This window comes from Bradyrhizobium cedriense, from assembly GCF_054602315.1.
Window position 1 is genome coordinate 340466 of the sequence record NZ_JBTSWB010000003.1, and the last position, 20649, is coordinate 361114.

General features: G+C 62.6%; 22 protein-coding genes. 5 read left to right on the forward strand and 17 right to left on the reverse strand.

Annotated features, from left to right (window positions below; translation table 11 throughout):
* Window positions 1–13 precede the first annotated feature (13 nt).
* The 4 genes from ACYCVF_RS13265 to ACYCVF_RS13280 form a co-directional block, all read right to left on the reverse strand.
* Window positions 14–1105, reverse strand: coding sequence for a TRAP transporter substrate-binding protein (locus ACYCVF_RS13265; protein ID WP_459595948.1), 1092 nt, complete (start codon window positions 1103–1105; stop codon window positions 14–16).
* 202 nt (window positions 1106–1307) lie between these two features.
* Entirely contained in the window at window positions 1308–1811 is a 504-nt protein-coding gene (locus ACYCVF_RS13270) for an SMI1/KNR4 family protein (protein WP_459595949.1), read from the reverse strand.
* A 94-nt stretch (window positions 1812–1905) separates the two neighbouring features.
* Window positions 1906–2163 carry a hypothetical protein gene (locus tag ACYCVF_RS13275; RefSeq protein ID WP_061021784.1) on the reverse strand — a complete coding sequence of 86 codons (258 nt, stop codon included), beginning with the start codon at window positions 2161–2163 and terminating at the stop codon, window positions 1906–1908.
* Window positions 2164–2229: 66 nt separating this feature from the next.
* The gene (locus ACYCVF_RS13280; protein ID WP_459595950.1) at window positions 2230–3249 is read right to left on the reverse strand and encodes a DUF2778 domain-containing protein; all 1020 of its coding nucleotides are present in this window, start codon (window positions 3247–3249) and stop codon (window positions 2230–2232) included.
* Between the two features lie 131 nt (window positions 3250–3380).
* Between ACYCVF_RS13280 and ACYCVF_RS13285 the strand changes: the two genes are divergently transcribed.
* Both ACYCVF_RS13285 and ACYCVF_RS13290 read left to right on the forward strand, forming a co-directional pair.
* Window positions 3381–3842: a DUF1810 domain-containing protein gene (locus ACYCVF_RS13285; RefSeq protein ID WP_459595951.1), complete on the forward strand. Its 462-nt coding sequence runs from the start codon at window positions 3381–3383 to the stop codon at window positions 3840–3842.
* Window positions 3843–3914: 72 nt separating this feature from the next.
* Complete coding sequence (locus ACYCVF_RS13290) at window positions 3915–5996, forward strand: methyl-accepting chemotaxis protein (RefSeq protein WP_459595952.1); 2082 nt, start codon at window positions 3915–3917, stop codon at window positions 5994–5996.
* Between the two features lie 97 nt (window positions 5997–6093).
* Here the strand turns inward: ACYCVF_RS13290 and ACYCVF_RS13295 are convergent, their stop codons facing one another.
* Window positions 6094–6684 carry an NADPH-dependent FMN reductase gene (locus tag ACYCVF_RS13295; protein ID WP_459595953.1) on the reverse strand — a complete coding sequence of 197 codons (591 nt, stop codon included), beginning with the start codon at window positions 6682–6684 and terminating at the stop codon, window positions 6094–6096.
* 50 nt (window positions 6685–6734) lie between these two features.
* Window positions 6735–7694 (reverse strand): AraC family transcriptional regulator, encoded by a 960-nt coding sequence (locus ACYCVF_RS13300; RefSeq protein ID WP_459595954.1) that lies wholly within the window; start codon window positions 7692–7694, stop codon window positions 6735–6737.
* Between the two features lie 291 nt (window positions 7695–7985).
* Between ACYCVF_RS13300 and ACYCVF_RS13305 the strand changes: the two genes are divergently transcribed.
* From ACYCVF_RS13305 to ACYCVF_RS13315, 3 genes are read left to right on the forward strand one after another with little or no spacing between them, the layout of a single operon-like run.
* Complete coding sequence (locus tag ACYCVF_RS13305; protein WP_459595955.1) at window positions 7986–9095, forward strand: DUF2336 domain-containing protein; 1110 nt, start codon at window positions 7986–7988, stop codon at window positions 9093–9095.
* Window positions 9092–9421, forward strand: a complete 330-nt coding sequence (locus ACYCVF_RS13310) for a PilZ domain-containing protein (protein WP_459595956.1) — start codon at window positions 9092–9094, stop codon at window positions 9419–9421. The genes ACYCVF_RS13305 and ACYCVF_RS13310 overlap by 4 nt, the downstream gene beginning before the upstream one ends.
* A gap of 59 nt (window positions 9422–9480) precedes the next feature.
* Complete coding sequence (locus ACYCVF_RS13315) at window positions 9481–10602, forward strand: HD-GYP domain-containing protein (protein WP_459595957.1); 1122 nt, start codon at window positions 9481–9483, stop codon at window positions 10600–10602.
* 319 nt (window positions 10603–10921) lie between these two features.
* Here the strand turns inward: ACYCVF_RS13315 and ACYCVF_RS13320 are convergent, their stop codons facing one another.
* The 11 genes from ACYCVF_RS13320 to ACYCVF_RS13370 form a co-directional block, all read right to left on the reverse strand.
* A complete protein-coding gene (locus tag ACYCVF_RS13320; RefSeq protein WP_459595958.1) occupies window positions 10922–11881 on the reverse strand; it encodes a threonine ammonia-lyase in 960 nt (319 codons plus the stop codon).
* A 5-nt stretch (window positions 11882–11886) separates the two neighbouring features.
* Window positions 11887–12603, reverse strand: coding sequence for an ABC transporter ATP-binding protein (locus ACYCVF_RS13325; RefSeq protein WP_459595959.1), 717 nt, complete (start codon window positions 12601–12603; stop codon window positions 11887–11889).
* Window positions 12600–13349, reverse strand: coding sequence for an ABC transporter ATP-binding protein (locus tag ACYCVF_RS13330; RefSeq protein WP_459595960.1), 750 nt, complete (start codon window positions 13347–13349; stop codon window positions 12600–12602). The genes ACYCVF_RS13325 and ACYCVF_RS13330 overlap by 4 nt, the downstream gene beginning before the upstream one ends.
* The gene (locus ACYCVF_RS13335) at window positions 13346–14290 is read right to left on the reverse strand and encodes a branched-chain amino acid ABC transporter permease (RefSeq protein WP_459595961.1); all 945 of its coding nucleotides are present in this window, start codon (window positions 14288–14290) and stop codon (window positions 13346–13348) included. Before ACYCVF_RS13335 ends, ACYCVF_RS13330 begins: the two co-directional genes overlap by 4 nt.
* A 2-nt stretch (window positions 14291–14292) precedes the next feature.
* Window positions 14293–15159: a branched-chain amino acid ABC transporter permease gene (locus ACYCVF_RS13340; protein WP_459595962.1), complete on the reverse strand. Its 867-nt coding sequence runs from the start codon at window positions 15157–15159 to the stop codon at window positions 14293–14295.
* Between the two features lie 11 nt (window positions 15160–15170).
* Window positions 15171–16385, reverse strand: a complete 1215-nt coding sequence (locus ACYCVF_RS13345; protein ID WP_459606414.1) for an amino acid ABC transporter substrate-binding protein — start codon at window positions 16383–16385, stop codon at window positions 15171–15173.
* A gap of 31 nt (window positions 16386–16416) precedes the next feature.
* Entirely contained in the window at window positions 16417–16815 is a 399-nt protein-coding gene (locus tag ACYCVF_RS13350) for a RidA family protein (protein ID WP_459595964.1), read from the reverse strand.
* Between the two features lie 34 nt (window positions 16816–16849).
* A complete protein-coding gene (locus ACYCVF_RS13355) occupies window positions 16850–17395 on the reverse strand; it encodes a RidA family protein (RefSeq protein ID WP_459595965.1) in 546 nt (181 codons plus the stop codon).
* Window positions 17389–18447, reverse strand: a complete 1059-nt coding sequence (locus tag ACYCVF_RS13360) for a carbon-nitrogen hydrolase family protein (protein ID WP_459606413.1) — start codon at window positions 18445–18447, stop codon at window positions 17389–17391. Before ACYCVF_RS13360 ends, ACYCVF_RS13355 begins: the two co-directional genes overlap by 7 nt.
* A 176-nt stretch (window positions 18448–18623) precedes the next feature.
* Window positions 18624–19601, reverse strand: coding sequence for a LysR family transcriptional regulator (locus tag ACYCVF_RS13365; RefSeq protein WP_459595967.1), 978 nt, complete (start codon window positions 19599–19601; stop codon window positions 18624–18626).
* A gap of 67 nt (window positions 19602–19668) precedes the next feature.
* Complete coding sequence (locus tag ACYCVF_RS13370) at window positions 19669–20604, reverse strand: ornithine cyclodeaminase family protein (protein WP_459595968.1); 936 nt, start codon at window positions 20602–20604, stop codon at window positions 19669–19671.
* Between the last annotated feature and the right edge of the window lie 45 nt (window positions 20605–20649).

Below are 20649 nucleotides of genomic sequence, written 5' to 3' on the forward strand. Positions count from 1 at the left end.
CACGTTCTTGCGCTCAGGTCTTGTTGCGCATCTTGCTGAGCAGATAGTTGTCGTAGAAGTTCTCTGCGATCTGCGTGTAGAACAAGAGCTCCTTCATATACGCGTCGTGGCTCTCCTTGGTCCGCTTGAACAGGTCGCTCTTGGCGGCGAGCTCGTTCAGATGATCCTGGGTCGCGTTGTAGCAGGCCTCCAGCACCGGCTGCGGGAACGCCTTCAGCTCCGTGCCGTTTGCGATCAGCCGCTTCAGCGCACCCGGGTTCACGCTGTCGTATTTCTCGAGCATCCAGGCACCGGCCGCCGAGCCCGCCTGGTTGACGATCGCCTGATATTGCTTGGGCAGCGAATTCCACTTCTCGTCGTTGACGATCATGTGCAGCATGGCGCCCCCTTCCCACCAGCCGGGAAAGTAATAATACTTTGCGACCTTGTAGAAGCCGAGCTTCTCGTCGTCATAGGGGCCGACGAATTCGACCGCGTCGATCGTGCCCTTCTCCAGCGCCGGATAGATGTCGCCGCCCGCGATCTGCTGCGGGACGACCCCGAGCCGCGCCAGCACGTGGCCGCCCATGCCGGCGATGCGGAATTTGAGACCCTTGAGGTCGTCGACCGTCTTGATCTCCTTGCGGAACCAGCCGCCCATCTGGGTGCCGGAATTGCCGCAGAGGATGGCGTGCGCCTTGAAGGGCTTGAGCGCCTCATTGGTGAGATCGGCGCCGCCGCCGAAATGCCACCAGGATTCCTGGTGGCGGTGATTCATGCCGAACGGCGCACCGGTCGCATAGGCCAGCGCCGGCTCCTTGCCGATGTAGAAATAGAGCGGCGTCTGCGCCATCTCCACCGACGCGGTGCTGACCGCATCGAGCGCCTGAAGGCCGGGCACGAGCTCGCCCGCCGAGAAGGTCTGGATCTGGAATTTGTTGTCGGTGGCTTCCGCGACGTATTTCGCGAAGGTCTGCGCCGTGCCGTAGATCGTGTCGAGCGATCTCGGGAAGCTCGAGGTCAGGCGCCATTTGATCTCGGGCGCGCTCTGCGCGATTGCAGGTGCGGCAATCAGCGTGGCGGCGCCGGCGACTGCGCCGCCGCTTAGGAATGTACGGCGTTTCATGATGGTCTCTCTCCCTTGAACTCAGCATCGATGGATGGCTTGGGCCACCGGCTTGGCGAACCGTTTGCCCGTTCCTGGAGCGGAGTTCAAGCTGGGACGGAGAAGACAGTGCCCGCTTGCATCAGATACCGATCCGCGGCCGACGGGAGCCTCGCGCAGCCCGCACCTCTGCGCGGGACACGCCGCTCAGCCGGCGCCTCGCTCACGTAGCTGCGGCTTCCTCGTACAGTCCGGCGATGAAATCGCTGAATGTCGATGCAAGCGGCAGGACATAGCCCCACTTGTCGGACATGGCCTGCGCCAGGGTCCATGGTTTCTCGTACTCGGCAACCTCGTGGTCCATGAACCAGATGCTGCCGAAATGGGCCTTGTCGATTGTCATGCAGATCGGATTGCCGCCGTGGTCGCTCATGATCCACAACAGCTCATCCACAGTCGGCCATTGCGGCGTCTGACGCGTCCGCACCAGCGAGCACTCGTCGGACCGCAATCCCAGGACCTCTTGCACCGCACCCGCCCAGTGCCCCTGCGGCCAGTTGAACTCGGCCGACCCCTGGTGATAGCCACCGGCGCAGGCCAGCAGGAAGCGGCGATAGTCGTCCGGCAATCGGCAGCCGATCGAGGTCTCGAACGCTGCAAGCGCCGCCTCGGACGGCTGCTCCGCGCCGTCGCTGTCGATGCCCGCGATGAACTCTGCTAATTTCATGAACCCTCTCTCTGGCGCGGAAACGCGCATGCCTTCGTCGCACCCGTCTTGCAGCGGGTTCGAGCGAAGGATCAGAACGAAAGGAGCGTTTCTCTCAGAGCAGCTTCGCGCTCACGAACAGCGCGCGCACGGCGTTGGTGGCCTGCACCGCGAGCATGGCATTGTCGGCAGCGCCCTCCAGGGCCGCGACGGCATCCTCGTGCAGCGAGCGGAATTCCATCCACTCGACCGATTTGAAATTGGTCAGGAATTGATAGGCCTGACCCACGGTCGCGATCGCCAGCGTGTCGCCGTTCAGCTTGATCTTGAACGTCGTGCGCAGCGGGGTCTCGGAGCTGGATGGATCACTCATGGGCTGCTTCTGGACGAGGACGACTTGACGAAGGGGAAATGGCAGCCCCGCCGTGACGGGAGAATATCAGGAATTGGTGCTGGCGCGCTGGGAGGCGGTCGCAGACCCGCGCAGGCTGGGCACCACGACCAGACGATTGAACTCGCCATTGTCGTAGGCCTTGATGAAACGGTCATAATCCTTGATCGAGACGCAACCGTTGGAATCGCCGCGCGGTCCGAGCATGTAGTTGTGGGTGAGCAGGCCCACGCGGCCGAGCGCGCTGGTGCCTTCGACCGGAGTCATGCGCAACGCGCGGACGCCGTGGAACGGCTTTTCGCGCGGCTTCAGATCGTAGGTCGCCGGCGGCGTCGCGCCGACCATGCGACGGTCGACATGGTCAGGGTTGTCCATCAGCGGGCCCAAGCCGGAATGGGCTTCCAGCGTCACGCCGCTGGGCAGATAAACCGCCTTGGCCGAGATGTCATAGACCGCCGTCCGCGAATCGTAGCCGAGGGCGGCAAGATCCGGCGCCTTTGTGAACAGCCCGCTATCCGGCGTCAGAGAGGCCAGCTTGATCTTGTCCGTGAATTTTTCGAAGAAATTGCGGTTATCGGTCCTGGTGCCGGTGTCGGCATAGGCCTGGCTGGATGCGATCTGGGATGCCAGATCGGCCTGGACGGGACGCGAGCGCGGCATCGGAACGGCGTCGGCCCGCTGCGAGGGCCTTGCCTCCTCGGCCGCAGACCGGTCGTCATCGGTCAGCATCGAGCGCCAATCGTCGCCCTGGAGCTTCTGCGCGAGCATCGCCTTGGCATCCCGCAGCCTGAGCTGGACCGCATTCACGGCAGAGCGCTCCAGCGTCCGCAGCCCGAGCTCGCGGGCGGGAGGATTGCCGGAGACCGAAGCGAAGCGGTCATCAAACGAAGGAGGATTGGCCGGCGGCAAGGCTGCGGAGACGAGCGGGGTCGAATCGCCCATGTCCGTGACCCACGCGGCAGCGCCGACCGCCAGCGCGATCGCGGCCAGTGACAACAGAATCGTTTCGGCCCGCCCGACACGGCGGCGCGACAACAGCCTCTCGGCATGTCCTGCGTCGGAAACCATCAGATCCCCAAATCGACCCCCGGGGGAGCCCACCCCCACCCGGAGACTCTGTACCAGCTACCACATTGGGAGCCAAAAGTTAGGCATAATCGCGGCCGACGAGGCTCCGGCAAGGTAACCTGAGGTATCCAATGACCGATCCTTTCGATCTGGAGCGCTTTGTTCAGGCCCAGGACCCCGTCTATCGCGACGTCCAGGACGAGCTGGCCCGGGGCCGGAAGCAGACTCACTGGATGTGGTTCATCTTCCCGCAGGTGGCAGGCCTCGGCTTCAGCGCCATGTCGCAGCGCTACGCCCTTCGCTCCCGCGCCGAGGCCGAAGCCTATCTCGCCCACCCCATCCTCGGGGAACGCCTGATCGACTGCACCGGGCTCGTGCTCGCGGTCGAGGGCAGGACCATCAACGCGATCCTCGGCGCACCGGACGACGTGAAATTCCGCTCGTCGATGACGCTGTTCGGCGCGGTCTCCGACGAGCCCGTCTTCGATCGGGCCATCGCCCGATATTTCGCGGGCGTACCAGACGCCGCCACGCTGCAGATTCTGGCGAAGCTCGACCGCGCGTCTGGCTGGATTGACCGCCAGGGAGCGTAACCCGAGATTAACACGGGTTATCTATTGTCCGTGCAAATTGAACTCTCGTCGCACGTCATTGCCGGACAGATCATGAAAATCGGTACGCTCCTGACCACCGCCATCGTCTCGCTCTCGACCGTGGGCGGCGGCCTCGCCGTCTATGTCGCCGTGACGAGATACCAGACGATGGAACGGATCACCGAGGCGCAAGGCCGTCTGGCGATCGTTCGCGCCGTCAGCGACATTCCGCGCTATCTCAACCCCGAGCGCGGCTTCTCCACCAACATTCTCTATGGCCCTGCCACGATCGATCCGGCGCTGCTCACCGAACAGGACAAGCTGCGCAAGGCAACCAACGGCGCGCGCGACAAGATGAACGCGCTGCGCAAGGAGTTGCCCGGCTCGTTCGACGACGGCAACACCATCGGCAGCAACATCGACGGCATCAATGCGAAATTCACCGCGTTGCGGGAGGCCATCGACAAGGCGCTCACGGGCCCGGCGGAGGCGCGCAAGGACGCGGCCAAGAAGATCGTCGCCGAGAACGCCGTGCTCAACGGCGGCGTGACCGCACTGCTCAACGAGCAGGTCCGCCGCATGGCAATCCTGAACGGCGACGCCTATCGGCAGGCTAGCTACGCCAACATCGCCATGACGCTGCGCGATGTTGGCGGCTTCAATTCCAGCCTGCACAAGAATCTCGTCGGCGGCAAGAAACCGGCGACTGACGCCGAGAAGGCGGACATCGCTCGCTCGCAAGGGCGCAACGACCAGATCGTGATGTCGCTGCAGGAACTGCGCGGCAATCCGGCAACCCCGGCGAATGTCGCCGCGGCGCTCGAGAAGTTCAATTCGATCTATGTCGAGGAGTTCGGCCGCGAGCTCAAGCTGGTGAAGGACGGCGCGGTCAGCGGCAAGTACGAACACGACATGGACACCTATTACGCCGCGACCCAGCGGGGGCTTGGCACCATCATCGAAGTCCGCGACGCCTTCTATGACAACGCCGAGCAAATCCTCGCCGGAGCCTCCTCGGCCGCTCGCACCAGCTTCACCATCGCGCTGCTCGGCCTCGTCGCCGTGCTGATCGCGAGCGTCGGCCTTGTCGTGACGGTCCGCCGCCGCGTCTGCGCCCCGATCGTCAGCCTGACGAGCCGGATGTCGCGCCTTGCCGACGGCGACCTTGCCGACGAGATCCCCGGCGCCGAGCGCTCCGACGAGATCGGGGCGATGGCCGCGGCAGTCCAGGTCTTCAAGGACAACATGATTCGAGCCGACCGGCTTGCCGCAGAGAAGCAGGCCGAGAATGACGGCAAGATGCGCCGCGCGCAGGCGCTCGACGACCTCACTCGCGCCTTCGAGGCCAAGATCACCGAGCTGGTCGGCGGCCTCTCGCGGGCCTCCGCGACGATGGAGAGCACGGCGAAGTCGATGACGTCGACCGCGGCGCAGACCAACAGCCAGGCCGCGGTGGTCGCCGCCGCCTCCGAACAGACCTCGACCAACGTGCAGACCGTCGCCAGCGCCACCGAAGAGCTGACCTCCTCGATCGCCGAGATCGGCCGTCAGGTCGCCCAATCCACCGAGATCGCGGCCCGCGCCGTCGACAATGCCCGCCGCACCGGCGACACCGCCCGTGCGCTCGCCGAGGGCGCGCAGAAGATCGGCGACGTCGTCACGCTGATCCAGAGCATCGCCGAGCAGACCAACCTGCTCGCCCTGAACGCGACCATCGAGGCCGCCCGTGCCGGCGATGCCGGCCGCGGCTTTGCCGTGGTCGCCTCCGAGGTGAAGTCGCTGGCCGGCCAGACCGCCAAGGCCACCACCGAGATTTCCGAGCAGATCGCGGCGATCCAGACCGCGAGCGACGAGACCGTGGCCGCGATCCGCAACGTCGCCGACGTCATCGCCGAGATCGACCAGATCGGCGCCGCCATCGCCGCCGCGATCGAGGAACAGGGCTCCGCGACCAAGGAGATCGCCCGCAGCGTCCAGGAGGCCGCCCGCGGCACCCAGGAGGTCAACAGCAACATCTCCGGCGTGCAGCGCGCCGCCGACGACACGGGCGCCGCCGCGAGCGAGGTGCTGGGCGCCGCCGAGCAGCTTTCGACGCAATCGCGCGATCTGGCCGGACAGTTCGACCGCTTCCTCGGCGAGGTCAGGGCCGCTTAAAGCATGATCCGGAAAAGCGCGCAGCGGTTTTCCGAAAAGATCCTGCTTGAACAACGACCTAAAGCGCGATGACGGTTCATCCTGGTCGCATCGCGCTTTAGTACGGCGGCGCCTTGCGCGCCCGCTGCGCCTTGGCGGCTTCGATCCACCAGGCGAGATCGTCGGCAAAGCGCGGGAAAGAGCGCTCCAGGGCCTTGCCGCCATCGCCGATCGGCTCGCCATCCTCCGACAGCGTCTGCGCGATCGGGCCGACGCCGATGGTGCTCGACACCACCACCATGCCCATCTCCGACAGCGTTCCGTGCCAGGCCGTCGCGGCGCGCGCGCCGGACAGCCGGCCGGCCGAGTAGCTCACGATCGCGGCCGGGCGCCAGAACCACTCTTCGAGGAAATGGTCGGTAAGATTCTTCAGGCCGGGCTGGATGCCCCAATTGTACTCGCCGGTGACGAAGACGAAGCCGTCGGCGCCGCGGATCTGCCCGGCAAGCTTCTCCAGCGCTTCGGGCGCCGCGCCCTTGGGATATTCCTTGTACATGCGGTCCAGCATCGGCAGGCCGATCGCCTTGGCGTCGATGAATTCGACGTCCTCGCCGCGGCCGCGCAGGCGATTGATGACGAAATTCGCAAGGCGGACGCCCATGCGGTCGGAACGGTAGGAACCGTAGAGGACGAGAATGCGGTTGCTCATGGCCGGACGGTACCACAAAACCGGCGCAAGGCCCTACTCGATTCGTCGGCCTATCGCCGGCGACCGCGCTCCAGCGTTTGCGACGGCGTCTCGCCGAACTGGTCGCGGTAGCTCCTTGAGAAATCGCTGAGATGCCAGAAGCCAAACGCCAGCGCGACCGCCTTGACGCTATCGGCCCCGGCAAGAAGCCGGTGGCGGACCAGCCACAGCCGGCGCAAGCGCAAATAGCGATGCAGGCTTAGGCCCCGATAACGGCGGACGACGTCGTTCATGGTGCGGACGGACAGCCCGAGCCTGCGCGCGATCTCATCGCTGTAGATCGGCTGCGACAGGTCGTCAGAGAGCAGCGCTCGGACGTTCTGGAATGTCTTGAAACTTCGTCCGTCGTTGGGGCGCAGGGTCCAGCGGGACGAAACGACGTTTTCGAAGGCCTCGTCGACAGCTGCGAGCAGGGACTCCCTCATCGCCACGCCGTCTAAGGAAAGCCCCGGTGACTCGACCGGGTCGGACGCCGCGGCCAGCACCTCACGAACCACGCTGCGCAGCCGGTGCAAGCCGGCCGCTGAGACCTCAAAAATCTTGAAGTTCGAAAGGGTCGGCGGCCAGCCACGCCCCCTCACCTCCGGCCTGAAAACCACCGAGGCGATTTGCCGCTGCACCTCCTCGACGATGGTGTAGGCCGCGCCGCCACGGCCAATGACCACGGCGGGTCGCGCACCTTGCGAGCCATTGAAGCGAATGGGTACGTCGAGGGCGTCCATCGTGAAGCCAATGGCCGTGCAATTTTCGACGAGCTGTGCATCGACAACCCGAGGAAACGCGCGCGTCAAATTCACGTCGCAGCCCGGCAGCGACAGGATCGTCTGCTCAGCCGAAGTCTCAGCCGAAATCCTCCGTACGAGAGGCGTAAATTCGAAATTCAGCCCGCGTATGGCGCTTCGGAATTCGTCGACGTCTGAAAAGCGAAACGTCTTGAGTGCCAACCTGGACACATCATCAATGTTGTTCATGGAAATAGGAACGCAGCGTCGCACTGAACCTTGGACCCGGCCGCGCCCCCGGCCCCTTCGATTTTCCGTTAATTCGAAAGAAATCAATCTTAACGTGTCTTGATCAATAGGCGAAGGGTCCAGATTAAAGAATAAGCCTCGACGCCCGTCTCGCCGAATTTCGATAGCGTTTTCGGCCCGGTCGGCGGTGCTTCAATACCGAACCTTCCTAATTTAAAATGAGAATTAACTCCTTTGAGGCGCAATGACGGGGGTTTAATCGTCGAAATTATTTCATTTTCAGGCTCCGCCATGATGGCAAATCCGCCTGCTGATATTCTGGTCGAGTTGGAAGACGCGGTCGCAACGTGTCCGCCCGATCGCTGTACCCGCATCCTCTCCGGCATTTTGCAGCTGGTCACCAGCAGCCGCGACCGGCCTCAGCAATTGCTCGCCAATGTAGCCGACGGGGTTCTGCTGCGATTGACGGAGCGGGTTGATACCAGTGCGCTGATTGATCTCAGCACCGCGCTCGCGGAGCTCGAGCTGGCTCCGCCGAAGACCGTGCGACGCCTCGCCTCGCATCGCGATCCGGAGGTGGCGTGTCCTGTCCTGCTCAGGTCGCAGTCACTGTCGACCGCCGATCTCAAGTCGATCGCGGCCGCGAGCGACGAGCGGCAGCAATGTGCGATCGCCAACCGCGCGCCTATCGATCCGACGGTGGTCGAGACGCTGATCAACGGCGGCGCTCGCAACGTATGCATTGCCCTGATCGGCAATCCAGAAGCACGATTCTCCGATACCGCCTACATTGCGCTCGTTGAGAAGTGCGTGACGGATGATGAACTCACCAAGGCGCTGGCGCTCAGGCCGGACACGCCCGACGCGGTCATGCAGAAGCTGCTGCCGGCCTCACCAGCTCCGAAATCCAGCATGGCGCCGAAGGCCACTGTCTCGGTTCAAGCCGCAACGGCCGCGCCAATCGTCCCCAAGCTGCCCTGCGCGGCCGCCTATGCCAGCGCACGGCCGGAGATCGTCGCGCTCAACCGCATCGGCAAGCTCAACGATTCCACGGTGAACCGCTTCGCCATCCGCGGCGAGACCGCCAACCTCTTCACGGCGCTATCGGTTCTTTCGGGAGCCCCCATCGGGATCGTCGAGCACGTCATGACCGATGACGATTGCGAGGGTCTCGTCATGGCTTGCCGCGCCTCGCGGCTGAACTGGCAGACCACGCTGGCCATCTTGAGCAACCGCGGCGGCAAGAGGCTTTCCTTCGCCGAACGCGAGCGCGCGCAGCACATTTTCGAGACGTTGCTCCTGTCGACCAGCCAGTGGACGGTGCGCTGGGGGGAAATTGCCGCGGACGCCGAGGGGAGCAATCGGGGAAACCGCGGCGCTAAAATGGGGGTCAGCCGATGAAATTCGACGGTCGTAAAGCCGCTCGCGTGAAAATGGACCACAGGCAGCCGATCAATCTTATGGGTTCGGACGGGACCTGGCGACGCAGCTGCGTCCTGCTGGACATATCGCAAAGCGGTGCCAAGATCGAGGTCGAGGGCACGCTCGACGTGCTCCAGGCCAAGGAGTTCTTCATGCTGCTGTCGTCGACCGGCCTCGCCTACCGGCGCTGCGAACTGGTCTGGATCGACGGCACCACGGCCGGCGTCCATTTCGTTACCGCTGACGGCAAGAAGAAGCCCGCAGCCACACCAGCGCCTGCGCAGGACGCCGTTCAGAGCAAGTAGATCCTAACGTTCGATCCTTCGTTTCGGCATCCCTACAGTCGCAGACACCAGGTCAGACCGTGCAGCACGCGCGAACCAGATCCGGCCCCGTCAATGGTGGCGGCGGCATCCGAGACAAGGGAGCGGCTCGTCCCTTCCTTCATGTGCTTGCCGACACGTCCGACAAGCTCTCGGGTGTCTGCTCGCTCCTCGAAGAGAAGTTCACCATCTCGGGCGAGCGGCTCGATGCCGATTCCAGGCTGTCGCAGACGCCGGCTGCCATCGTCATCCGCGCCGAGCTGCGGGACGTCGATAATATCGCCGCCATCAAGAAGCGTGCGGGCAAGCTGGCCAAGGCCGGCAAGCGCATTTTCCTGCTCGAGCACACTTCGCACGTCTGCATTTCGCAGGCCTACGCGCTCGGAGCAACGCTGGTCCTTCCCAGCACCGTCGGCCGGAGCAGACTGCTGGCGGCGCTGACCGACCCGGCCGACGCGGTTTCCGCTTCGTCAGGCGACGCACTGCAACCGGATAGCGCCGTCGAGACCGCGGCGACGGCGATCGCTTCGATGTTCACGGCCGTGACGCTCGGCCAACCGCTTGACGTCGACGGCACCAAGGAAGCCGGTCGCCAGATCGCCGATCGCATCACCCAGCATGGCCTGACGGAGTGGCTCATGACGGTGCGGCGCCATCACGAAGGAACCTATCAGCATTGCCTGCTCGTGACGGGTGTTGCCATCGACTTCGGTCTGAGCCTCGGCGTCGGCAAGGCCGACCTCGAACGTCTCTACTCGGCTGCCATGTTCCACGACATCGGCAAGGCGAAGATTCCGCTCGCCATCCTCGACAAGCCGAGTCGCCTCGATGATTCAGAACGAGCGCTGATCGAAACGCATCCGACCGCCGGCTACGAGTTCCTCAAGGGGCACGACGGAATCTCGCCGGAGATACTCGATGCCGTTCGCCATCATCACGAGTACCTCGACGGGAGCGGCTATCCCGATGCGCTCAGCGCCGAGAGCATTGGCGACATCGTACGGATTCTGACGATCTCGGACATCTTCGCGGCGCTGATCGAACACCGGCACTACAAGTCGACCATGCCGCGCGCAGAGGCCTATGACGTTCTGTGCGGGATGAATGGCAAGCTGGAAAAGGCATTGGTCCACTCGTTCAAGCAGGTCGCGCTCACGCGTTGAGCGCGGCAGACCGTGCTCGACGCGACCTTAGGCTTTCGAAGGATCACCAAGGCCATTCATGACAAGCATGCCGCACATTTTTTCGAGATGACTTTTGCGAGGCTCAGAAACCGCCCAACGCAGGGTTGTCGTTCCTCTGCGACCATACTGCGCAAAAGGAGCGTAACGCGTGCGGGAAGCGCAAAGGCGCGGCGCAATCCATCAGCCGCAGTCAAGCTATAGTCGATCCGCTCCTACACCGGCGATCCGGGGGTCGTTGATAGCTTTTGTTTCGCGATTCAGGGCCATGGCTGCCGCCCTTGGGACGACATCGGAATGATCACTTGGCATCGACCAGTTGCTGGAAACGGTCTTCCGTCACATTTTGTCCAGTACCGATGCAGACAATCTTCCCTGCGGTGCCAACGGCATCTGTCGATGCCAGGACCGCAGCCAATGCTGCCGCACCGGCAGGTTCAAGCCGGTAACCGGTTTTACTGAAATACTGCCGCATCGCCTCGACGATCTGGCTGTCATCGACCAGCACAATGTCGTCCACATAGCGCTGCATCAGAGGGAACGTATTTTCTCCGGGAATCTGCACCTTGATGGCATCGGCAATCGACGAACTGGGGCCGGGCAATCCGATCCGACGGCCCGCGATCAAGGACTCGAATGTATCGAGTTCCTCGCGGGGCTCGACACCGATGATCCGAACGGACGGCTCCTGCTGCTTGATAGCGGCCGCAATACCAGCAATTAGGCCGCCACCACCGACCGGTACATATACCATCGCTGGCAGCATCTCGTTCAGGATTTCGAGGCCAATGGTCGCCTGGCCGGCCATGACTGCTGGATGATCGTAAGGCGGGATCAGCGCGAGCCCTTCGGTGGTAGCGTGCTGCTCCGCCAGCCGGCGCCGCGCCTCAGACGACGTCTCCGCCATTAGCACCCTTGCCCCTAGGCTTTGCGTCTTTTCGACCTTGTGTTCGGGAACATCTGGCGACATGACGATGGTCGCCGCCGCCCCCGCAGTCTTCGCCGCCAGCGCGACAGCCTGCGCATGATTGCCGGTTGAATAGGCGATTACACCCCGTTGCCTCTGTGCATCCGACAGCTGAGCGATAGCGTTCGTTGCTCCGCGAATCTTGAAAGAGCCGGTGGGCTGCAGGTGTTCGGGCTTCACATAGATCGCATGCCCCGCCTGTGACAGGCCCAAATTAATCAATGGCGACGTCGCGATCCTTCCCTGTATCCGGGTATGAGCCTGCTGAATTTCTTCAAGAGGTAAGAATGTCATCGCGTTTACTGTCCCAAATAGGCCGCCTGGATACCGCCATCGGCGGCCAGATCCGCCGCCCTCCCAGACTTGGTGATCCTGCCCTGATCGAGGACGAAGCCGTATTGCGCAACATCCAGCGCTGTCATGACATCCTGCTCAATCAGAAGCACCGAGATACCCTGATCATTGACCGTCTTCAGCGCAGCCACCAGCTCATCGACTAGACGGGGGGAAAGGCCGAGCGACAGTTCGTCGATCAGCAGCAGCTTTGGCTGGGCCATAAGCCCGCGACCAATCGCACACATCTGCTGTTCGCCGCCGGACATGGTGGAGGCATCCTGGCTGGCGCGCTCGCGCAGCTTGGGAAAGATGGTCATGACCCTATCGAGATCGGCGGCGATGCCGCCGCGGTCATTGCGCAGGTAGGCGCCCATCAGCAGGTTGTCTTTGACCGACATGGTCTGGAACAGACGCCGTCCCTCCGGGACATGCACCAGACCCAACGCCACTATATCCTGGGGCGTCATACGCCGCATATCCTCGCCCCGGAATCTGCAGGTCTCGCCGTCGCGGCGGACCAGACCGGAAAGGGCGCGCAGCAGGGTCGTCTTGCCGGCACCATTGGAGCCGATCAGGCAGACGATCTGCCCGTCCGAAACCTGCAGGCTAGCATCACGCACGACGGTAATGTCGCCATACCCCGCCGTCATGCGCCTGACAGAAAGCAGACAGCCAGTCATGCCGACCCTCCGTTACGCTCGGCATAGCGCTTGCCCAGATAGGCTTCGATCACCTGTGGGTCGCGCATGACATACTCTGGCTTGTTGTCCGCGATCAGCCGGCCGTTATGCAGGACCACCAGACGGGTGCTGACATTCAGGACTACCTTCATCAGATGCTCGATCAGCAGAATGGTGATGCCCTGCCGAGCCAGGGCGCGGATCATATCGAGGGCACTATCGATCTCGGTGGAGTTCAGTCCGGCATTGACCTCGTCCAGCAACAGAAGGCGGGGCTTCATGGCCAAGCTCTTGGCAAACTCCAGCCGCTTGCGGCCAGCCAGCGGCAACACTGACGCGAGCAGATTGGCCTTGTCGGCGAGAGCGGTGAACTCCAGATGCGCCATGGCAGCATCCCGCGCCGCCGCAAGGCTTGCGGCTTGGCCAGCGAATAGCGCTGCGGCAGCAACGTTATCCAGCACGGTCATGCGCGGGAACGGCTGCATCACCTGGAAGGTGCGCGATATCCCGATTCGACCGATGCAGTGCGACGGCAGACGGTCGATCCGCCGTTTCTCGAAGAACACCGCGCCCGATGTTGGCGGATGAACGCCAGTAATGGCATTGACCAGTGTGGTCTTGCCTGCGCCGTTCGGGCCAATCAGGCCAATGATCTCGCCGGCACCGACTTCGAAGCTGACATCATCGAGCGCAGTCAGACCACCAAACCGCCGCGTGACATGAGACAGGGAGAGCAATGTCGTCACACCCCCTCCTTACCGACCGGTTTGCGGATCAGGGCCCTGATCAGAGCCAGCGGCGACAGCCGGGCTACGCCCTGCGGTAGGTACAGGATCAGCAGCACGATAATCAGGCCCAGAATACCGGTATGAACCGTGAGGAAATTGCGCCAGATCACTTCCTCAAGCAGAACGAAGACGGCTGCGCCCAGCAGCGGTCCGTACACCGTTCCGGCACCACCCAGCAGCACCATGACGATCGGCTTGACCGATATCAGGATGTCAAACACATCCGAGGGATCGATATAGTTTATCCAGTTTGCATAGACCCCGCCCACGCCGCCAGCCAGAAGGCCCGACAGCGTGAAGGCAGCGACCTTGTAGAAGGTGGCATTGACGCCGATCATCACGGCGGCCGCCTCATTCTGCTCGATACAGCGGAAGGCAATGCCAAGCCGTCCCCTGTCGATCCGCATTGTTATGATCAGGGCTGCAATGACGATAATGCCCATGGCCGCCAGGAACAGGCAGCCCTGCTGCTGGATGCTCAGTCTTGCCACCGGCAGGTTGAGGCCCATGCCGCCACCCGTGAGGTTGGCCGCGCCGTTCACGATTTCACGCAACACTTCAGGAATGACTAGACTGCCAACAGCAAAGTAATGCCCGCGCAGCCGCAGGATGGCGACGCCGATGGCGGCTGCCAGGGCCGCGGAGACCAGTGGGGCCACCAGCCAGGCCTGCCAGAGCGGCAGACCGGCATTCTGCATGATGGCAGCTGTATAGGCGCCCACACCGAAGAAGGCGGCCGTTGCGAAGGAAGGATACCCGGTATAGCCGCCGATGATGTTCCACGACAACGCCAGCCCAGCATACATCAGCGCCGTGGTCGCAACTCGCATCGCGTAAGGGTCGCCCGCCATGGACAAGGCGATACCGCCCGCGACAAGCGCAGCGATGACAATCGCCATTCTCACTGATAACCCTTTCGACCCATGATGCCCTGAGGACGCACCAGCAGCAGGACGATTAGCAACAGAAACGCGACGGTCAGCGCGTGATCGGGGCCGAGCAGAACAGCGCCGGCGCTTTCCACTAGCCCTAGCGCGATGCCGCCGACCAGCACGCCGGGCACGCTGCCCAGACCGCCCAGCACGCAGACGATGAAGGCTTTGCCCAGATAGACGCTGCTGGTGGTCGGCGAGATCGGAAAGATCATACTGAGGATCGCACCGGCCGCCCCGGCCAGTGCGGCACCGATAGCAAAAGTCAGCGCATAGGTCCGCACCACATTCACGCCCATCAGGGCGGCCGCATCGCGATCCATGCGCACCGCCACGATGGCACGGCCCATCCTGGTATACTTGAGCAGCAGAAACAGCGCCGCCACGATCAGAACGGCCAGTGCAGTCCCGGCTACACGGTCGGCGGGCAACGCCGCGCCGAGGACATCATAGCTGCCGCGTGCCCCTTCGATGGTCACCTTGCGGAAATCGGCCTTGAAGGCGACGATCATCGCATTGTCGAGCATCAGGTTGAGTCCGAAGGTCAGCGTCAGAGTCACCAACACCGTGGTATTGATGACCGGGTTGATGACGATGGCCTGCAGGCCGTATCCGATCACGAACAGCAGGGCAGCGGCCGGAACGATGGCCAGAAACGGCTGCACGCCGAGCATCTGGTGTGCGAAGAACGCCACATATGCGCCCAGCAGAATGAACGAGCCGTGCAGGATGTTTATGATATTCAGCACGCCCCAAACCAGGGAGAACCCGGCGGCAATACATCCGTATATGCCGCCGAGCACCAGTCCGTTGGCTATGACCTGAGTGACAAGCATGTCTGTGGCCGTCAGCGCGGATTGATTTTCAGGTCGCCGGTTTTGATGCTGTCAGGATAGATCGCCACAGGTCGCTTGTCCTGGATTTGGAACACGGGCGGCACGTAGGAATTCGCCTGACCCGTAGCGCCGAAGGCAATTGGGCCGAAGAAGGTGTCGGCCTTCAGCGCGACCAAGGCATCGCGGACCTTTGCCGCCTCGATGCTGCCGGCCTTTTCGACAGCGAGCTGCAGGGTCGTACCGGCTAGGCTGCCCACGGCATTGGTATAATCGGGATCGTTGCCGAACTTCTTGCGGAAGCTGTCGCTATCAGCCTGCGCCGTGGCGAACGGTCCTTCACCGCCATAGCGCACCGCCGGATGCCACCAGGTCGCGCTCAGCACATTCTCGCTCAGCGGGCCAAGAGCCTCGATGAATTCGCGGTAGGACGGACCGATGATCATACTGACCACCGGCAGGTTGACGCCCAGTTCCGACATCTGCTTGCGAACGAGGATCATGTCGTTCGTATAGCCGGTGACAAACAGCCAGTCGGGCTTCAGCGACTTGATCTGCGCTAGGGCGGAGGAATGATCCAGCGTACCGATGGCGTATTTCTCCGAATACACCACCTCCATGTCGCGCTTCTTGGCCGACTTTTCGGCGTCCCGCGACAGCGCCAGCGGGAACAGATCGTTGCGCGATAGGATGGCGACACGCACCTTGCCCGACAGCTTCTGCTTGATCAGGTCGGCCAGTGGCTCGGTCAAGGTGTCATTCGGCGTGAACAGGCCGAACAGATACTTGTAGCCCTGGTCAAAGACTTCGGCCGAGGACGCCGTGCCGGCAACGGTGGGGATGCCGTATTTCTCCGACGTCGCGCTAGCTGCCTTCGTGGCACCGGAACCGAACGGCGAGAACAGGAAGTTCACCTTGTCCTGACTTACCAACTTGTCCACCAACTGCACCGCACGGGGCGTGTTGGACTGATAGTCAGCATAGACCATCTCGACCTTGTAGGTCTTGCCGCCTGCCCTGATGCCGCCCCGCGCGTTGACCGCTTCGCTCCACAGGTCATAGCCCTGCTGCAGCTTCTGACCTTCCGGGGACAGCGCGCCCGTCAGCGGCAGCGGCGCACCGATCCTGATGACTTCGGCAGCGAATGCCGGAACACCATACACGACGGAACCTAGGAGAAGCGATGCCACCACAAGACTGCGGCGCGTGTAGACGATATTGTGAATCATGAATGTCCCCCGTTTATTCCGTTGCGGTATTTCAGTCGGCAGCGATGGCGATGGCTTCAACCTCAAGATCGGCTTCAAACGGCCAGGATCCGACAGCCACGCAGGTGCGCGCAGGCGGCAGGCCCGGAAAATATTCTTTGTACGTTTTGTTGATCGTCCCGAAGAATCCCGAGTTGGAGACATAAAGCGTCACCATCACGCAATTTTCCAATGCACTGCCCGCATGCTCTAGCGCCAACTTGAGGTTGGCCATCGCCTGCCGCAGTTGCGCGACGATGTCGCCCTGCAGCATGATCTGGGTCGCAGGATCAATCGGCGGCAGGCCGGACACGAACACAAACCCCTTGGCCTTCGTAGCCACCGTCAGAGGCACCCCGCGATTGGCAATCGCTTCGGAAAGGCCTGGTACGTGGATTTTCTCGATCGACATTGCTTCTCTCGGGATGCCTCTTCTGAGAGTCAACTCAGATGGCGAATTCGGCGTTGATCTCGCAGGGAGCGTTCAGCGGCAGGACGTTGACGCCGACCGCGGTGCGGGTGTGCTTGCCGGCATCGCCGAACACCTCGACCATCAGATCGGAAATACCATTCATCACCTGCGGCTGCTGGTAGAAATCCTGCGCCGAGGACACGAAGCCATCGATGCGCACCACAGCCTTGATGCGATCAAGATCGCCGTTCAGATGCCGCTTGACCAAGGCCAGCATGTTGATGCCGACGATGCGCGCCGCGGCCCGGCCTTCTTCCAAGCTCAGGTCGCTGCCGACGCGCCCCTTAAAAGCGAGCTCCTTGCCGCGGAATGGAATCTGGCCGGCGACATACAGCGTGCTGCCATGGGTCAGGGTCGGCGTGTAATTGGCCACCGGCGCGGGACCGCTTTCGGGCAGTTCGATGCCAAGTTGCTTGAGCCGCATTTCAATGCGGCCCTGCGTCTGCGCTACAACAGGCTGGGCAATGGCGGCGGCGACGGCTGCCGCACCTAACATGACTTCACGACGCGCAATCAGCATGACTTAGTCTCCTTGAATTCTGTTTCACTGTTCAGGAAATCAGATCTCTGCGATGCGGGATCGGCCTGCCGTGCGGGTGCGCGATTGACTACGTGCAGATTGCTGCGGGGCGTTTCATCCACAGTCAGCTGGAAGATGTCCGGCCGCGAATAGTGGCCGACCGGATCGAAATCGAAGCGGGCGCGATCAATCGCGTTCAGATCCAGGCTGGCACGAAGGATGGCCTCGCCTTCAAAATTCGGCGCGGCGATCACTTCCCCCAAAGGGTCGATAATGCAGCTGCCGCCCGGCGACACCACCGTTGCCGGATCGTCGCCGAACTCGGTTTTAAAGAACTCTGGATAGTCTGAGCGGCGGGCATACTGCGCGGCAGAGAGGACAAAGACCCGACCTTCCAGCGCGATATGGCGCATGCTGGGCAGCCAGGTTTCGCGGCTGTCGACGGTGGGAACGCAGTAGAGCTCAACGCCCTTGGCATACATGGTCTGCCGCAGCAGCGGCATGTAATTTTCCCAGCAGATCACCGCACCCATGCGACCGATCTCGGTCTGGATCACGGGCAACGTCGAACCGTCACCCTGCCCCCAGATTAGCCGCTCCGCCGCGGTCGGCATCAACTTGCGATGCTTGCCCAGCAAGGCACCGGTCGGCCCGAAAAACAGCACAGCGCAATACAGCGTGCCGCCATCGCGCTCCAGCACGCCGATTACGAGATACACGCGGTTCTGGCGCGCCACATCACTCAGCCGGTCGAAGTCCGGACCATACAGCGGCAACGCGCTCTCGTAATAGCGGCGGAACAGTTCACGGCCCTCCGGCTTGCGGGAACCGACCACCACGCCAAAGCTCATGCCGCGCGGATAGGCGGACAGGAACGCTTCGGGAAAGACAACGAGTCTAGCACCCTGCCGGGCCGCGTCGCGGGTCAAGTCAGCGACCTTCTGGATGCTGCGCCCCAGATCGAAGCCCACGGGCGCCGCTTGGACAACCGCTACTTCCACCGGAGCTGAACGTTCCGTGCCGCTGCTTGCGTGTAACCAGGACCCGCTCATGCTTGTGCTCCCGCGTGACAATCGTGCTGCAGGCATTGTAGAACTGAAACGAGCGGTCAAAAGAAGTAGAATTGAGACACCGTCGCGTTCTCGAAAAGAGAACGCTCCTCGTGCGCAAAACAGGCACTCCCAACTCAACAAATGAGCATTGCCACCGGAAGTACGCCTTGTGGATTCTAGCGCGTGCGTTTGGCCGGCTTTGCGGCTTTGCCCTTGCGCAGCAGGAAGTTCTCGGCTGTGAAGGCCTTCAGCGCGGCACTGATTTCGACAAGTAGCCGCTGACCTGCCGAGGACAGCCCGCGATCGCGATGGGTGCACAGCGTCACCGTCGCACTGGTCAGGCCGGTATCGCGAATCTGGATCGCCACCAGTTCACCGGCCGCGCATTCCCGCACCACGGCGAAAGCCGGCAGAACCGTCAGTCCCATACCCGACCGCGCATAGGCCTTCGCCATTTCGATGGAGTTGATGGTCAGCAAGGGTTTGAGCGATATGCCCTGCTGGGCCGCGGCTTCGTCCAGCAGGCGCCGGATGCCGAAAGAGCGGTCGGGGAGACCTAGCGGCTGCGTGCAGAGTTCTTTCACCGTCAGGGCGGAGCGCCCGGCCAGCGAATGCCCCTTCGCCACGATCACATAGACAGGGTGCTTAGCCTCATAAGCCACATCGATTGCGCGATCGGGTTGCGGATTGAAGGCAATGCCGATGTCGCCGCGATCCTCGATCAGCGCATCGATCACATCCTGCGTGCCCGTCACGACCACATCATAGGTGATCTGCGGATAGGTCCGGTTGAAATCGGCCAGTAGCGGTAGCAGGAAATCCGCCACCACGCCCTCAACGGCATAGATCGTCACGTGGCCACGACGCAGGTCGCGCAGGTCGTCGATCTCGCTGCGAATGCGCTCGATCTGACGCAGTGTCTGCCGCGCGCCGACCGCGAAGACCTCTCCTGCTGCTGTCAGCCGCAGTCCACGGGCGTGCCGCTCGAACAAGGCGACGCCGAATTCGTATTCGAGGTTGGAAACATGCCGGCTCAGCGCTGACGCTGCGATATTGAGCTCTTCAGCCGCCTGCCGGATGGACTGGCATCTTACGATTTCCAGAAAATAGCGCAGTACGTTAGTTTGCACCGGATGCAGGGCCCTCTCCGTCAAGGAGGTGACCCTATCATAAGTGGCGCTGGCAGAAACGGGGCGTCTGGCCCGGGAAGTCGGCATCGAGTCAGGCAGAATTCAGCGAGGAGAGTACCAGCTCCGCCCCCACCGCATCCTGGAAGCCAAGCCCGGTCGAATCGAAGACCAGCACATCATCCGGCCGCCGGTTCAGCCCGGCCGTGCCGGCCAGCACCTCACCCAGATTATAGGCGGACCGCGTCGCCAAGTCGGGCCACTGCAGTTCGCCATACTGGCGGCATTGCGGCACGCTGTCGGCCACCACATGAGCGACCTGATTCATGAAGGCCGCAGACAGCTCGCGCTTGCCCTTGGCGTCCGCCCCCATGGCGACAATCACGGCGCCTTTCTTGGGCGCCTGGGTTGTCAGGATCGGCTCCTGGGCAGGCGTGGCCGTCACCACCACATCGCTGGCCACCACCTCGTCGAGCGAACCCAGCGTGACCGGGATGCGCAACTCGCCAGTGATCCGGTCGGCCAGCAATGCGGCCTTGGCCCGGTTGCGGCCCCAGATGCGGATCTGCGAGATGGCACGCACGCTGCTGATGGCGCGCGCATGCCAGTAAGCTTGGGTCCCGGTGCCCACCAGGCCGAGCTCTATCTCATTCGGCCGAGCCAGCGCGCCGATGGCAACCGCGCTGGCGCCTGCCGTACGCATATCGGTGATATGACCGGAATCGCACAGGATCGCCCTCATCTTGCCGGTCGTGCGATCCGCCACCACGATGGCGCCATCGCGCGTGGGCATACCCTTCGAGGGATTGTCGTAAAAGCAGGTGACGATCTTCACGCAGGCATCGTTGTTCGACATCAGATAGCCCGGCTTGACATGCATCTCGCCATTGGCTTCCGGGAAATCGATGTTTGTAATCGGGGCAGACCGCGCCTTACCCTGGTTATAATCGATGAACCCCCGCTCCAGGGCCGGCACTAGACGAGCAAAATCAAGGACGCGCTTGATTTCATCGGTGGAAACAATGCGCATGACGCCGCTCTCCAAAACACTTGTGCGGTCGAGGATGGAGAAAAC